Annotated in this window: 13 protein-coding genes; 8 read left to right on the forward strand and 5 right to left on the reverse strand. The window is 58.7% G+C overall.

Features of this window, described 5'->3' with window-relative positions; genetic code table 11:
• The first annotated feature begins 20 nt into the window (after positions 1 to 20).
• The 5 genes from VM554_15240 (at position 21) to VM554_15260 (ending at position 4,303) form a co-directional block, all read left to right on the forward strand.
• Complete coding sequence (locus tag VM554_15240; GenBank protein HVJ09730.1) at positions 21 to 506, forward strand: AI-2E family transporter; 486 nt, start codon at positions 21 to 23, stop codon at positions 504 to 506.
• Positions 507 to 685: 179 nt separating this feature from the next.
• Positions 686 to 1,435: a YebC/PmpR family DNA-binding transcriptional regulator gene (locus tag VM554_15245; protein ID HVJ09731.1), complete on the forward strand. Its 750-nt coding sequence runs from the start codon at positions 686 to 688 to the stop codon at positions 1,433 to 1,435.
• Between the two features lie 111 nt (positions 1,436 to 1,546).
• Positions 1,547 to 2,299, forward strand: a complete 753-nt coding sequence (locus VM554_15250; protein HVJ09732.1) for an acyloxyacyl hydrolase — start codon at positions 1,547 to 1,549, stop codon at positions 2,297 to 2,299.
• A 31-nt stretch (positions 2,300 to 2,330) separates the two neighbouring features.
• Positions 2,331 to 3,299 (forward strand): glutamate formimidoyltransferase, encoded by a 969-nt coding sequence (gene ftcD / locus VM554_15255; protein HVJ09733.1) that lies wholly within the window; start codon positions 2,331 to 2,333, stop codon positions 3,297 to 3,299.
• A 59-nt stretch (positions 3,300 to 3,358) separates the two neighbouring features.
• Complete coding sequence (locus tag VM554_15260) at positions 3,359 to 4,303, forward strand: hypothetical protein (GenBank protein HVJ09734.1); 945 nt, start codon at positions 3,359 to 3,361, stop codon at positions 4,301 to 4,303.
• 97 nt (positions 4,304 to 4,400) lie between these two features.
• On the opposite strand, the gene VM554_15265 is transcribed toward VM554_15260, so the two are convergent.
• From VM554_15265 to VM554_15280, 4 genes are read right to left on the reverse strand one after another with little or no spacing between them, the layout of a single operon-like run.
• Positions 4,401 to 4,790: a hypothetical protein gene (locus VM554_15265; protein HVJ09735.1), complete on the reverse strand. Its 390-nt coding sequence runs from the start codon at positions 4,788 to 4,790 to the stop codon at positions 4,401 to 4,403.
• Positions 4,787 to 5,599 (reverse strand): response regulator, encoded by an 813-nt coding sequence (locus VM554_15270; protein HVJ09736.1) that lies wholly within the window; start codon positions 5,597 to 5,599, stop codon positions 4,787 to 4,789. Before VM554_15270 ends, VM554_15265 begins: the two co-directional genes overlap by 4 nt.
• Positions 5,600 to 5,638: 39 nt before the next feature.
• Entirely contained in the window at positions 5,639 to 6,652 is a 1,014-nt protein-coding gene (lpxD, locus tag VM554_15275; GenBank protein HVJ09737.1) for a UDP-3-O-(3-hydroxymyristoyl)glucosamine N-acyltransferase, read from the reverse strand.
• A gap of 34 nt (positions 6,653 to 6,686) precedes the next feature.
• Positions 6,687 to 7,181 (reverse strand): hypothetical protein, encoded by a 495-nt coding sequence (locus VM554_15280; protein ID HVJ09738.1) that lies wholly within the window; start codon positions 7,179 to 7,181, stop codon positions 6,687 to 6,689.
• Positions 7,182 to 7,403: 222 nt separating this feature from the next.
• On the opposite strand from VM554_15280, the gene VM554_15285 reads away from it, so the two are divergent.
• Positions 7,404 to 9,443 carry a hypothetical protein gene (locus tag VM554_15285; GenBank protein ID HVJ09739.1) on the forward strand — a complete coding sequence of 680 codons (2,040 nt, stop codon included), beginning with the start codon at positions 7,404 to 7,406 and terminating at the stop codon, positions 9,441 to 9,443.
• A gap of 76 nt (positions 9,444 to 9,519) precedes the next feature.
• On the opposite strand, the gene VM554_15290 is transcribed toward VM554_15285, so the two are convergent.
• Positions 9,520 to 9,978 carry a DUF2141 domain-containing protein gene (locus tag VM554_15290; GenBank protein HVJ09740.1) on the reverse strand — a complete coding sequence of 153 codons (459 nt, stop codon included), beginning with the start codon at positions 9,976 to 9,978 and terminating at the stop codon, positions 9,520 to 9,522.
• 226 nt (positions 9,979 to 10,204) lie between these two features.
• On the opposite strand from VM554_15290, the gene dnaE reads away from it, so the two are divergent.
• Positions 10,205 to 13,720, forward strand: a complete 3,516-nt coding sequence (gene dnaE / locus VM554_15295) for a DNA polymerase III subunit alpha (GenBank protein HVJ09741.1) — start codon at positions 10,205 to 10,207, stop codon at positions 13,718 to 13,720.
• 219 nt (positions 13,721 to 13,939) lie between these two features.
• Positions 13,940 to 14,791 carry an acetyl-CoA carboxylase carboxyltransferase subunit alpha gene (locus VM554_15300; protein HVJ09742.1) on the forward strand — a complete coding sequence of 284 codons (852 nt, stop codon included), beginning with the start codon at positions 13,940 to 13,942 and terminating at the stop codon, positions 14,789 to 14,791.
• The last annotated feature ends 56 nt before the right edge of the window (positions 14,792 to 14,847 follow it).

The following is a 14,847-nucleotide window of genomic DNA, read 5'->3' on the forward strand; positions in this document are numbered from 1 at the left end:
GATGAAGAGGTCGGTGATCGATGGCTATTGACCTGAAAAAGACCGGCGCCACAGCTGGCATGGCTTTGGTGAACTGGTGGCGTGCAGTTTCAATCGAGGCTTTATGCGTGGCGGTGATGTGGCTGATTGGCCTCTGGCTGCTACATGTGCCGCTGGCTCCGGCGTGGGCCCTGGTAGCGGGCCTGATGGCCTTCATTCCCAACATAGGCGGGGTAATCGCGCTGTTCGGTCCCGCGTTTTCGATCCTGCTGAGCGGGCACGATGAGATCCGTTTCTGGTATCTGCTCGGCATTTATGCCGTGATCGTGGTAATCGATCAGTTGCTGCTGCAACCTGTTTTGCTGAAGAGGACGAACCGGGTCCCGATCTGGGCGTCGATCCTGGTGCCGATCGTGCTGGGCATTGTGATTCCGTTCTGGGGCGTTCTGCTGGCTCCCCCGCTGCTGTCGGTTTTCTATGCGTTTCGCAAGCCGAAGGAGCTTCCGCCGCCCGGCGGGGTGGTTTGAGCTCAAATTCAGTGTGCCGGTTCACGCTGACAGTTCACGCCGTTGCGGCGGTCCGTGTGGATGAGGCTAAGGCAAGCCTCAGCATGGTATACTTCAGTGTTTGCGGGACGCGGTGAACAGAGTCTGTTTTTCACCCGATCTCCGCACAAATACCCCAAAACAAAGCCTCAGAGGTTCCCATGTCCGGCCATTCAAAATGGGCAACAATCAAGCATAAGAAGGGCGCGGCAGACGCCAAGCGCGGCAAGATATTCACCACCCTGATCAAGGAAATCACCGTAGCCGCCAAGGCGGGTGGGGGAGATCCCGACGGTAATCCGCGTCTGCGTACAGCCATCGCAGCGGCCAAAGCCGAAAACATGCCAAACGACAACATCAAGCGCGCCATCCAGCGCGGCACTGGAGAGATCGAAGGCGCGAGCTACGAAGAGATCACGTTCGAAGGCTACGGCCCCGGCGGAGTGGCAGTGATTATCGAGGTCTTGACCGACAATCGCAACCGCGCCGTCAGCGAAATCCGTCACTCCTTCACGAAGAATGGCGGAAATCTCGGCGAATCCAACTCCGTACGTTTCATGTTTTCCAAGAAGGGGCTGATCGCCATTTCCAAGAACGTGGCCGATGAAGAGAAGCTCATGAACCTCGTCATCGAGAACGGCGGCGAAGAGCTGAACGACGAAGGCGATACCTGGGAAATCATCACCGAACCGGCGGCATTCGAGGCGGTCCACAATGCGGTCAAGGCTGCCGGGATTCCGACCGAGATGGCGGAGATCACGATGCTGGCCACCACCTATACCAAGCTCGAGGGTGCCCCGGCCGCGCAGATGATCCGTCTGCTGGAAGCGCTCGAAGAGATGGATGACACGCAAAATGTCTACTCCAACTTCGATATGGACGCGAACCAGATGGAAGAAGTGGCGGGCTAAGCGGTCAGCTCTTGCATAAGTACAAGAGGCCGCCTTTCACGGCGGCCTTCTTTTTGGCCGGGTTACCCCGGATGCTGCACTTTAACTTTTGAAAAGGCACGAACGTATCTCATGAGAATTCGCCCGCTCGTTATTTCTGGTCTTGCTGTGACCCTGTCTATAGCTTCTTTAGCATCACCGAAAGTTCTGGCCCAGACTGCGGTCCCCGCGCCGAACGCGGCGCCGGAATCCAAGGCGCCAACGGCTCCCAAGGTGCCAACGGCTCAAGGGGCGTGGGAGTTCGGTCCATTCGCCAATGGCGGTTTTGGCGATGGGAATCGCTCCTCTTTCAAGTTCTTTGACGTTGGGGTTCACGCAGGCAAGGTGCTCACGAAGCCGTGGGGTCCGGGCCTTATGAACGGGCAGTTTGAATACGCCGCCGAGCTGGTTCCTTTCTGGCAGTCGTATACGCCGGCAGCGCATCTGGAGAACGTGAGCTATGTGCAGAATGGAGTTACGCACTTTACGCAGGTCCCCGTCAGCGGAGGTACGTATACAGGTGTCAGCATCACTCCTATTATCCTTCGGTGGAATTTCAAAGGCACAAAGAAGGTAGTTCCATTTGTGCAGGGAGCTGGCGGCTTGATCTGGACCAATCACAAGTATCCGCCTGACTATATGGTGCCCAAAGGAGTTCCGGGAAGGACCAGCGTATTTAATTTCACGCCACAGTTCGGGATTGGATTTCACTACTTTGTGAGGCCGAAGGGCTCGATCACCTTTGGCGCGAACGCCGTGCACATCTCCAGCGCAAGTCTGGGAGACCGGAACCCTGGGGTGAATGCCAGCGTGCAGTTCCAGGTTGGCTACACCTGGTGGAGGTAGAGGCATCGACAGCATAACCATGCAAGGCGCAGTGGCTGATACGCAGAGAAACGGCGGATCCGTTGAACCAGGGACGGGACCGGTTCTCGAATGCGTCCCCAATTTTTCCGAGGGGGAAGACGAGTCGAAGGTCCAGGCCATCGTGGCAGCCATGCGGGTCGATGGAGTGAGCCTGCTCGACTGGTCGCTGGACAAGGACCACAATCGCTCCGTGGTAACGATCGCGGGGCCGGCGCAGCAGGTGGTGGAGGCGGCAGTCCGCGCGGCAGGGAAGGCTGCGGAGTTGATTGATCTTACCCGGCAGCAGGGCGCGCATCCCCGCATTGGCGCAGCCGACGTGATCCCGTTCGTTCCGCTTTCCGGCTGCACGCTGGTGCAGTGCGCAATGCTGGCGCGCCAGGCCGGGATGGAGATCTGGAAGCGTCATGGCATTCCTGTCTATTTTTATGAAGCTGCGGCAGCCAGGCCGGATCGGGCATTGCTGGAAGACGTCCGCCGCGGGCAGTTTGAAGGACTGCGTGACGCGGTTCGCAAGGAGGCTGCGCGGCGTCCGGACGTGGGCGGCCCCGATCTGCACCCGACTGCGGGAGCTTCTGCCGTGGGAGCGCGCAAGTTCCTCATCGCCTACAACATCTATCTGGAATCGAATGATGTCGCAGCCGCCCGCGCGATTGCGCGGGAGATTCGTGCCTCCAGCGGCGGATTGATCGGGGTGAAGGCGATGGGCGTGCTGGCGCAGGGGCATGCTCAGATCTCGATGAATATCACGGACTTCAATGCAACGCCGGTATCGCAGGTCTTCAACGCGGTCAAGCGACTGGCGGCGCGATATCACACGCGTCCCGTATATGGGGAGTTGATCGGATTGATTCCTGAAGCCGCATATGAGCGGGAGAGCGAGTGGGCGCGTCAATTAAATGGGTTTGATCCAGAGGAAAAGATTCTCGAGCGCAAGCTTAAGAATCCGATGCCCTGGCCGGCAAGTAAAATAGCAGGGTAAAACGGGGATTTGGAGCGCTCCGCTCCGGAAGGTGACGAAGAGTGAAGATCTGCAAGAATATGATTCGACAATGCGCCATCGCTACGGTGGGCCTGATGCTGGCCGCACCAGCCTTTGCCGCTCAACTGGGCGGCGATGCACGCTCCGCCATTCCCAAGGATCTGCAGCAGCTAATCGTGGTCGACTATCGCGCGATGCAGAACTCGGCTGCAGCGATGCAGTTGAAGAGCCGCGTACTGCCGCCCGAAATCAAGCAACTGGAGCAGGCACTCAAGGTATCCGGTCTGAACGAAAACCATGACGTGGACCAGCTCGCCTTCGCCGCGTTCCGCCTTGGCGGCAGCAGTGAAAACACGCGCACAGTTGGCATTGCGCAGGGGCAGTTCTCGGTCGCGGATATCCTCGCCAACTTTAAGAAGAAGAAGATCAAGCCGACACTGCTTCGCACCAATCGCATCTATCCGATGGCCAACAGCGGCATGGTCGTCACCTTTGTTGATCCAACCACAATGGTCTTTGGCGCAAGCGACGCCGTGCGCTACGCGCTGGACGCACGGGACGGTCTGTCGCAGAGCATGCTGAACAACAGCACCATGCTGGAGATGATGCAGTCGGTGGATACGGAGCCGCTGTGGAGCATCCTGGACCAGAAAGGCACCCAGACGATGATGCGGTCGGTGCTGGGTGATGCTGCGCAGTTGGCGGACTACGAGACCGTTAAGAAGCGGCTGCTGAGTTCGCGCTACACCATGAACTTCCAGAATGGAGTGAAGTTCAATATGGACGTGATTACGCCGGATACCTTTACCGCTGCAACCATGTCCTCACTGCTCAATGCTGCGGCCCTCTACAAGAAGATGAGCGGATCGGCAGCAGAAAAGCAGGCGATCGAGAGCACGAAGATCGACTCCGACTCCGGCAAGCTTGAAGTGCGCTTCGCCGCCTCGGACAGCCAGTTCTCCAGCCTGCTCCAGTCGCCGCTGTTCCAAACCGTAGTGCGCTAGAGAGTGCGCTGGATCATTAGAGAATCTCAGCAAGATAAAGGAGGCGCCTTGGCGCCTCCTTTATCTTGCTCCAGCGTTTGTCTTGCTCCAGCGTTGCTTACCTGCTAACCGTCAGTTGGGGAGCCCAGGTGACGTCGCCTGCCTCATGGATGGTCACCAGCAGCGTCCCCTCCTGCCCCTCATCCAACTCGGGTCCCACCGCGTGGTGCGCCTTGCCCTGCGCATCGGTGAAGTCGAGCTTTGCGGAGCCGGAGCCCTGAATCTTGAAGCGGTAATGGTAATTTGCGTTCGCCTCCAGGTTGGTCATTCCGAAACTGGCGCTGGGATAATCCAGCTCGACCAGCCGCACTGGTCCTCCCGCGTGGTTCACGATCGTTACTTGTACAAAGGCGGAATGGCAGCCGGAGATGGCAGAGAAAGCCGCGATGGCGGCAAGAAGCGCTGCACGCCTTGCGGCGCGAGCACAGCGAGGCCCGGTGAAGATCATAGAGAAGTCTTACGTTCGAGAACCCTCGCCGTCAAGACCACGCCGGTGCGGTTGTTGTGCAGCGTGATCGAAAACCCGAGCACGTTCCACACCCACTCCTCTCCCTTGCGCGGAAGATTCAGCAATCCCCGGTAGGTGCGGTCAATATAGGTTTCGCGCGTTGTGGCGACGTTGCGCAGGATTTCACGCCAGTCCGGGGCGAGTTCCGGAATCTCCTCAAACATATTGCGGCCGGGAAACCACTCGCGGGGGTGGCCCAGCAGCTGGGCGCAGGATTCGTTCACATACTGCCAGTTGCCCTCGGCATCGAGGATCTCCAGCACGACATCGTCGCCCATCGCCATATTGATGCGGGAATAAAAGAAGTCCCGGGCATCGACAACAACGGGCTTGCCCCGCCGCTTGGCTTCAAAGGAGCGGAGCGCAGTGACCAGGTCGTCGATGGAGCTGTACCCCTTGAGAAGGTGCATGTCCTCCACTCCGCCAAAGCGGCGTTCGAGCGTAGCCGAAAGGATGATGATCGGGACCTCCGGCCTGCGATCCCGCAATTCGGCGGCGACCTCCGTTCCGAACTTGCCCGCACCCAGGTGATAATCCAGCACCGCGATGTCGATGCAGTCCAGCATTGCCTCGGCTTCTTCAATGGTGCTTGCCGTCTCGGTCAGATAGCCATATTTGCGGAGGATTGCCGAGCGCAAGAGCAGGTTGTCCACGTCGTCATCCAGCAGAAGCACGCGAATGGGTTTGCCGATGCTTTGCTCGCTGACGCTGCTGCCGGGCTGTCCAATTCCTGTTTCGTCTTTGGGCATGCTGCTAGCTTGGATGCGAAAATCGCGCTTGCGTTGGGTTCACTCTTCCGGAGAGATTTTGCGCTGAAGGCGCTTTACTTCGCGCATTAGTTCCGGCAGGCGGGGAAAGGCATTGGAGGCCCGCATCCACTGATTATGATCGAATCCCGGAGTGCCGCTGATGATCTTTCCCGGTTCGACATCCCCATGGGTGCCGGATTGGGCCGTGACAATCACGCCGTCGCCGATTGTACAGTGCCCCGCAATTCCCACCTGGCCGGCCAGCACCACGTTCTTGCCAATATGCGTGGAGCCGGCGAGCCCAACCTGGGCGCAGATCAGGGAGTCTTCACCGATGGTCGTGCCGTGGCCCACGGTTGTCACGTTGTCAATCTTGACGCCGCGGGCAATACGCGTTTCTCCCACTGCCGCTCGGTCCACGCAGCTCTGTGCCTGGATCTCGATATCGTCTGCCATGCGCACAATGCCGGATTGCAGGATCTTATGCCAGTGTCCGGCATCGTCTTTGGCAAAACCGAAGCCGTCCGCGCCGATCACGACGCCGTTCTGCAGGGTAACATTGTTCCCCAAAATGCAGCCTTCGCGGACGATTGCGTGAGCATGCGCGAAAAAGCGATTGCCAATCCTGGTGTTGGGGTAGATCACGACGTGAGGTAGCAGAGTAGCATCGTTCCCGATCACCACTCCCGCGCCGACGACGGCATACGCTCCAACGTGCGCGTTCTGGCCAAGGCGGGCTGTGGGATCGATGACGGCGGTAGGGTGGATGCCGGGTGCGTAAACGGGTAGCTGGTAAAACGCTTCGATCGCCCGTGCAAAACCAAGATATGGATTGGAGGTGCGGAGGGTTGCGGTCGGAATCTCAGGGAAGTCCGGTTGGACCAGGATTGCGCCGGCGCGCGTCGTCCGGGCGTGAGCCGCGTATTTGAGGTTGGCGACGAAGGTGACCTGATGCGGGCCTGCTTCCTCAATTCCGGCAACGCCGGTAATCTCCAGATTGCCATCTCCGCGGCACTCTGCCTGCAAAATGCGAGCGAGCTCTGCTAGCTTCATGCTCAAGATTGTAATCGCCTCCTTCGAGCGATGGTCAGGCGGAGAGATTCTGCGGGAATAGAGTCTCCTGCTCCGGTGCGGCGCCCTTGCGTTTCGCAGCTCCGATGACAGCCAGCACCTCGAACTCGACCACTGAGCTTCGTGGAACAAAGATGCGCTGCGTGTTCGAGCGTGTATCCGGCGGAGTGAGGAAGAGGCCCTCCTGTTCAATCAGGCTGACGTCGTTTGCCGCTAATCCCTCGATCAGGTCTCCATCCTGCAATCGAAGCCGCAGCCAGAGGCCTTCGCTTCGCGGGCGGGCAGGGAAGTTCTTGCGCAGCAGCCGCTCAGGATTGTTTAGCTCGCCGGAGTTGAAATCCCGGACAAAGCAGACCCATTTCAGGTCCTTGAGGTCATAGCTGGCGACCTTGCCACTTAGATCGAGCAACTCCAGCTTGCCGCCGGAGACGAAGCCGGTGGGCTCCAGATAGCCCGCCACCCAATCGCGGCTCAGCTTGCGCAGGATCGCTTTCTTACGGCTGGCAGACATTGGAAACTTCTCCATTCCACGAGGTGAAAGTGTTGGCGGCCTTGAACTACGGATTGTCGCATGTGTAGAGGAGCCGCAGCGAAAATTGTGCAAAACGGTAGCCAACAGCGTGAACGTATGATAAGTTATTGCTTTGCGATAAGCAGTAGCCAGCTTCTAAGCTATTGTAAGAAATAAGTTTAGAGGTACACAGCGCGACTGTTGGAGTCGTACGTACAGGCCATGCCCGACTACATTTATCTCCTCGAAAATCGCCTATCCCCCGGACAGCAAAATGCTCTGAAGGTAGTTCGTGACGCCGCTCGCGATGCCCAGATGACTGTATTTCTTACCGGTGGGGCCGTGCGTGACCTGACCAGCGGCTCACCTGTCCGCGACCTTGATTTTTCGGTTCAGGGAAATGCGTTCAAGCTAAAGAAAACATTGGAGAAAGCAGGCGGTGTTCTCGCCGGGGAAGAAGAGCACTCTCACACCCTGTTTTTCCATTTCGGCGGGGGGACGCGCACGGAGATCAGCAGTACGCGCCACGTTGAGTACCCAAAACCCGGCAAACCTGTTTACCACCTTGCTAGTATCCATGAAGATCTGCGGCGGCGTGACTTTACCGCCAACGCGATGGCTCTTTCTCTGAATGAGGGCTCCTATGGACTCCTCATGGACCCGCTCAACGGGGTGGCGGATATTGAGTCAAGACTCTTGAGACTGGTGAGCAATTACGGCTTTCTGGAGCAGCCCGTCCTGCTGGTTCGCGCCACTCGTTTTGCCGCGCGGCTGGGCTGGGAGTTGGAAGAGAAGACCCGTGTCCGTTTTGACAATGCCAGGGAGGAAGGGGTCATCAGCCATCTCTCCGACTGGCATCGGGGCTATGAACTGGAAGAGATTGGGCATGAGGAAGATGGTCTCCGCATCCTGAAGGTGATGGAAGAGGCGGGCTGGATGAAGTACCTTGACCCGGCCTGGACCAGCGCCAAGGCGGACGTTGCCGGCCTGGAAAAGCTGCGCGAGGTATTGAATCAACTCCAGATGCAAGGGGTAAACCCGGATACCTCTACCGCCCAAATGACCTTGCTGACGGCGAAGATGTCGCCTCGCGAGCTGGCGGATCTGAAGAAGCTCTTTGTGCGCCCGGGATTTGTGGAAGAGTGGAACGCCCTGGACGGTCAGGCAAAGGAATTTGCCAAGGTACTGACATCCAAGCCGGTCGCGACGCCCTCTGCGACCTGGAAGCTGCTGACCACGAGCAGCCCGGAGGCGGTGCTCTGGCTTGGTTTTACCAGCAAGAGCTCCGCAGTACAGGAGAAGTATCACAACTTCTTCTCCGTATGGCCGGAGGCGCGGCAGAAGATTCCCTATGCGCTGATGCAGGAGATGCGCATCCAGCCGGATCTTCCTGGATATCAGGAGCTGCTGCAGAACCTTTTCTTTGAACTGATAGATGGCAAGCTGGAGACCCAAGAGCAGATTCGCGCCTATCTCGAGCCTTTCTCTCCTCCTGCTCCGCCTCCTCCTGTCATCATTCGCCGCCCGAGGGGAAAGAAGTCTGCTGAAGCCAAGGCCAGGGCAAAGGCCGAAGAGGCCGAAGCAGAAGAGATGGCGGAAGAGAATCTGGAAGAGTTGCCGGAAGGCATGGACCTGAAGCTCGGCCTGGATCATGCCGATCACGCCGAGGATGAGGAAGAAGAGGAAGAAGAAGCCGAACTCAAACCTGCTCCCAAGCCTGCGACGCGGACCAAGGTAGAGCCGAAGGTCGCGATGAAGGCCGATACCAAACCGGTGGTTGCTGCGAAGGCCGTCGAAAAGCAGCCTGTTGCTAAGGCGCCTGCTGCGAAGAAGGCGCCAGAGCCGAAGCCGGCAGAGAAGGCTGGCGTGGCGAAGGCGGTTCCGGTAAAAGCTGCGGCAGGGAAGGTGCCTGCAAAGGCAGCGCCTGAGAAGAAAGCCGCCAAGCCAGCGGAAAAGAAACCAGCGCCCGTGGTGAAAAAGGCTGTACTGGCCAAGCCTGTATTGGCAAAGGCCGGGGCAAAGAAGGCCGTGGCTAAGCCGGTGGTTCCTGCCAAGCCGGCGACAAAGACGCCAACAGGAAAAGCTCCGGCAGCAAAGCCTCCGGCCGCAGCAAAGAAGGCTGCACCGAAACCGGTTGCGAAAAAAGCAGCCAAGCCGGTAGCGGGTAAGGCCAAGGTGGTTGCAAAGCTTTCCAAGCCTGTGACCAAAGCTAAGCCAGCGACGAAGCACGTCCTTGCGAAGGCGGCCAAGAAGAAACGATAGCTTGGGAGATTGCTCGAAGCGAGGGGTGCTGCATCGGCGGCACCCCTCGCTTTTTATTTGCGAGTTATGTGGATTTTTATTTGTAGGTCATGTGAATCGTGATCTCGGTTACCGGGCAGGCGACGTGGACGAGAGCCTCCTGAAAAGGAGGAGCTTTCAGCAGAACTTTTGGATTATTGGCAAAGCCGAATCCTTCGAGCGGCCATCCGAAAATGTTGCGGTCCATCTTGCGGTTCCCGTTTTCGTCATGGATCACGGCGACGGCGTAATCCCCCGGTGGCATATCAGCGAATGTGGCTGTCCCGGTGCTGCCCATGATGGGGTATGGGCCGTGGCGAAAGGCCTTGTCGGTGTTCTCCGGCCATCCGTCGGGGGAGCGGAATATGGTAGCGCCGAGGGCCCCCTTCTCATTGCGAATTTTGTCCACGTGGATGACCAGCTGACAGCCGGAGCTGGAATCCGCAAAGCCCGGACGGGCCACGAACAAGAGAGAGAGAACCAGCAGCGCTGGCAGTCTAAGCGCGTCGAAAATCATTCGGCCACCTTTTTGATATCCAACAGAACCATTCGCAACCTTTCTAGAACCACCTGGCTATTTTTTCATACAATCCTGGCAAGGATAGTCCACACTGCTTCGATATGCAGGCGTGCCTTGCAAGGGACTCTCGCGGTTAGGAACGGCTTTTCCTCAGCAAAGTGTTCGATCCCTGGCTGACATTGCTCGACCATGGCTGCTGACGGAATAGAATCAGATCAGCGCCATGGCTGAATTTACCCACCTGCATCTTCATACGGACTACTCCTTGTTGGACGGCGCCTGCGACGTTGAAAAGCTGGTGTCGCGTGTTGGCTCCATTGGCCAGAAGGCCGTCGCCATCACCGATCACGGCAACATTTACGGCGCGGTGCACTTCTTTGACGCAGCTAAGAAGCAGGGCGTTAAGCCCATCCTCGGCTGCGAACTCTACATTTGCCAGAAGGAGGATCACCGGGCCGACCCGCAGGGGGATGACTACAACCATCTCCTGGTGCTGGCGGAGAATGAGGAAGGGTACCGCAACCTGGTGCGGATTACCTCGGAGGCATCGCTCCACGGCTTTTACCGTAAGCCGCGCATCAGCAAGAAATACCTTGCAGAGCACGCCAGCGGACTGATCGGTTTCTCCGGCTGCCTGGCGGGAGAGTTGTGCCAGGAACTCCTGGAGGGCAAGTACGACGAGGCTCGCCACACGGCGATGGAGTACAGGGACATCTTCGGCAAAGGCAACTTCTTCCTTGAGATTCAGGATCAGGGGCTGGAGCTGGAGAAGAAGATTCACAACGACCTGTTCCGCCTGGAGAAGGAGCTGGAGATTCCGCTGGTGGCTACCAACGATAGCCATTATCTGTGCGAGGATGACCACCACGCGCACGAGGTGCTGCTCTGCGTGCAGACTGCGGGATCGATCCACGATCCCAAGCGCTTCAAATTTGACAGTGACCAGTTCTACGTCAAATCCGCCGAGGAGATGGAGCGCACCTTCGCGCACGCGCCCGAGGTGGTGAGCCGCACGATGGAGTTTGCCGAACGCTGCACGCTGAAGCTGCACAAGGTGGAGAATCCCTTTCCCGCCTTCGCGGTTCCAGAGGGGCACACGGTAGACAGCTACTTCGAAGAGGTCTGCCGCGCGGGTTTCCGCAAGCGCATGGATACGGCGGTTCGCCATCTGCAGGATCGCGGCCAGTTGCGTCGAACGATCTCGGAGTATGAGCAACGGCTGGAGACAGAGATTGCGATCATCAAGCAGATGAAGTTCTCAGGCTACTTCCTGATCGTCTGGGACTTTATCCGCTACGCGAAGGAGCAAGATATTCCAGTGGGTCCGGGACGCGGATCTGCGGCGGGTTCGCTGTGTACCTACTGCATGGAGATCACCAATATTGACCCCCTGCAGAATGCGCTGCTGTTTGAGCGCTTCCTGAACCCGGAGCGCATTTCGATGCCCGATATCGACATCGATTTCTGCATGAACCGGCGCGGCGAAGTGATCGATTACGTGACCCGGAAGTATGGCCGCGAGCAGGTGGCGCAGATTATCACCTTCAACACCATGGCGGCTAAAGCTGCCATCAAAGACGTAGGCCGCGCGCTCGATATGCCGTATGGCGATGTGGATCGGATCGCCAAGATGATTCCGGCAACGATCGGTGTCACGATCGATGCGGCGCTGGCGGAAGAAGGTCCGCTGAAGAATGCCTATGACCATGAGCCGCAGGTTCATGAGCTGATCGATACTGCGCGCAAGCTGGAGGGGCTGGTGCGTGGCGCCGGAGTACACGCGGCAGGCGTCGTGATTGCGCCGCAGCCGCTCACGGAGCTGGTTCCGTTATCGCGCAGCAAGAACGATGAAGTCGTCACCGCCTATGACATGAAGGCGGTTGAAAAGATGGGCCTGTTGAAGATGGACTTTCTCGGCCTGACGACGCTGACGGTGATTGACGATTGCTTGAAGTTGATCAAGGAGCACCGCGGCATCGACCTCGATCTGGCGAAGATCGCCCTCGACGATGAGGAGACCTATGAGAAGGTCTTTCATCGCGCGCTGACCTCCGGAGTCTTTCAGTTTGAATCGGGCGGCATGCGCGATGTGTTGCGCCGCTACAAGCCCACCTCGATCGAGGACCTGACGGCACTGAATGCTTTGTATCGGCCGGGTCCGATTCAGGGTGGCATGATCGACGACTTCATCGAGCGCAAGTGGGGACGCCGCAAGGTCACGTATGAGCTTCCTGAGCTGGAACGGATTCTGAAGGAAACGCTGGGCGTGATTGTCTACCAGGAGCAGGTGATGCAGATCGCCAACGTCCTGGCCGGCTATTCGCTGGGAGATGCCGATCTGCTGCGCCGCGCCATGGGTAAGAAGAACGCCGAGGAGATGGCAAAGCAGCGCAACCGCTTTGTCGCTGGTGCGGCGGAGAAGGGGCATCCCAAGGATACGATCGCGCACATCTTCGACCTGATGGAGCAGTTTGCCGGATACGGCTTCAACAAGTCGCACTCCGCGGCGTATGCGCTGCTGGCCTATCAGACGGCCTACTTGAAGACGCACTATCCGGTGGAGTTCATGGCGGCGCTGCTGACGTCGGAAACTTCAAAGCCGGAGAATGTCGTCAAGTACATCAAGGAGTGCCGCGAGATGGGCATCCCGGTTGAGCCTCCCGATGTGCTGTTCTCGCACGCACACTTCACTCCGCATAACGAAGCGATTCGCTTTGGCCTGACCGCGATCAAGAACGTCGGCGGCAATGCGATTGAATCCATTCTGAATGCGCGCCGCGAACTGGAGCAGCAGGGGCACACATTTACCTCGTACTGGGAGTTCTGCGAGAAGGTCGATCTGCGTTTGATGAACAAGCGCGTACTGGAGTCGCTTATCAAGGCGGGTGCGCTTGACTCCCTGGGGCGCAGATCGCAGTTGATGGCCGCCGCCGACCGGGCGATGGAGCGCGCCCAGAAGGCGCAGAGAGACGCCGCGGCAGGGCAGCACGGGCTCTTTGGCCTCTTCGACGATACGCCAGCGGCCTCGCGCAACGGCGAGGATCTGCCGCAGGTGCCGGACTGGAGCGAGAATGAGCGACTGCAGGCGGAAAAAGAAGTGCTGGGTTTGTTCGTCTCCGGCCACCCCCTCGACAAATATGCGGAGAAGCTCCGCAACATGAATGTGGTGGATACCCAGACCGCAGCCGAAATGAAGCCAGCACCCTCCAGCGGGCGGCGAGGGCAGCAGCCGGAGAACCTGATTGGCATTGCCGGCGTGATTGCCTCGCTCAAGGTGGCCAAGTCCAAGCGCACGGGCGAGTATTATGCCCAGGCGAGCCTGGAAGACACCGTCGGCAAGATCGACCTGATCTGCTTTCCGAAGGACTATGAGCGAAACGCCGAGACGTTGAAGATGGATGTTCCGGTGCTGGTGAAGGGGACGTTGCGCGCAGAGGAAGATGCGGCCCCGAAGCTTTGCGTCTCCTCGATACAGGCGCTCGAAGATGTGAAGCTCAAGCTCCCGCAGAATGTACGCATCCGCGTTGCGCTGGAGCGCTCGAGCGACCAGACGCTGGTGGAGTTGAAGAAGCTGATCGAGGGCGCCCCAGGCCCTGGACACATGATGCTGAGCCTGGAACAGACGGGCGACTTTGAAGCCGTTCTCGAATTGGAGCGCTTTACGGTGAGCGCGGATCGCGCCTTTGTAGAGCGCGCCGAGGAGCTGCTGGGAAGAGGCTCGGTTCAGGCGGTAGATTAGCCAGTCAGCCGGTCAGCGAAAAGCGGAGAAGTGGTCAGGGAAAGTGGTCAGCAGTGAGAAGAAGGTCGCCCGGTTTAAGAGATGCCTTGCTCGCTCGCTAACTTGCTGAGCTGCTAACTCGCTGACTTGCTAACTTGCTGCTATACAATCAGAGAGATGTTCTGTAACGGGGCATTGTGCTGACGCAATCTCCGGGGCAGGCAGCGGTAGAAGCAACTCATGACAGAGCAGGTAGAGAAACTGGAGCAAGTGCAGGCAGTGGCTGCACCGGTACCCGAGGCGTGGAAGGCCACGGAACTGGCACGGCATCCGCAACGGCCCGACCCCATGGACTTCATCAGGCGTCTCTTCACGGATTTCAGCGAAATTCACGGTGATCGCGCCTTCGGCGACGATCTGGCGATGACCTGCGGCATGGCTCGTTTTCACGGCGAAGAAGTGCTGGTGATTGGCAACGTGAAGGGGCGTGGCATCAAGGACAAGATTCGCCACAACTTTGGCAGTCCTAACCCTGAGGGCTACCGCAAGGCGCTCCGCACGATGAAGATCGCGGAGAAATTCGGGCGGCCCGTCTTCACGCTGATTGACCTGGTGGGAGCGGCTCCCGGGCTGGGCGCCGAGGAGCGTGGGCAGGCGGAAGCGATTGCGCGGAACCTGCGCGAGATGTCGCGGCTTCGAGTTCCTACCATTGCCACCATCACCGGTGAGGGCGGCTCCGGCGGCGCACTCGCACTGGCCGTGGCGGATCGCGTGCTCATGCTGGAGAATGCGGTGTACTCCGTGATTTCTCCCGAGGGATGCGCCTCGATTTTGTGGCGGGATGCGGCCCACCGCGCACAGGCCGCGGGTGCCATGAAGACCAGTTCCTGCGATGTGAAGGCGCTGGGCTGCGTGGACGACGTCGTGCCCGAGCCTCCGGGTGGCGCGCATCTGGACGAGGACTCTGCGGTAGCTATGCTCGACGAAAAACTGCACTGGCATCTGAACGATCTGCGCTCACTGCCGGTGGAGGAAATGGTGCGCAGGCGGCAGGCAAAGTTCCGTAACATCGCGCAATTCTTTACCTCCTGAGAGGATGCTGGTGTTGCAGATGGCAAAGACCCGGATCGTGTGCCGGGGATACCGCA

It is taken from the genome of Acidisarcina sp. (genome assembly GCA_035539175.1).
Lineage (GTDB): Bacteria > Acidobacteriota > Terriglobia > Terriglobales > Acidobacteriaceae > JANXZS01.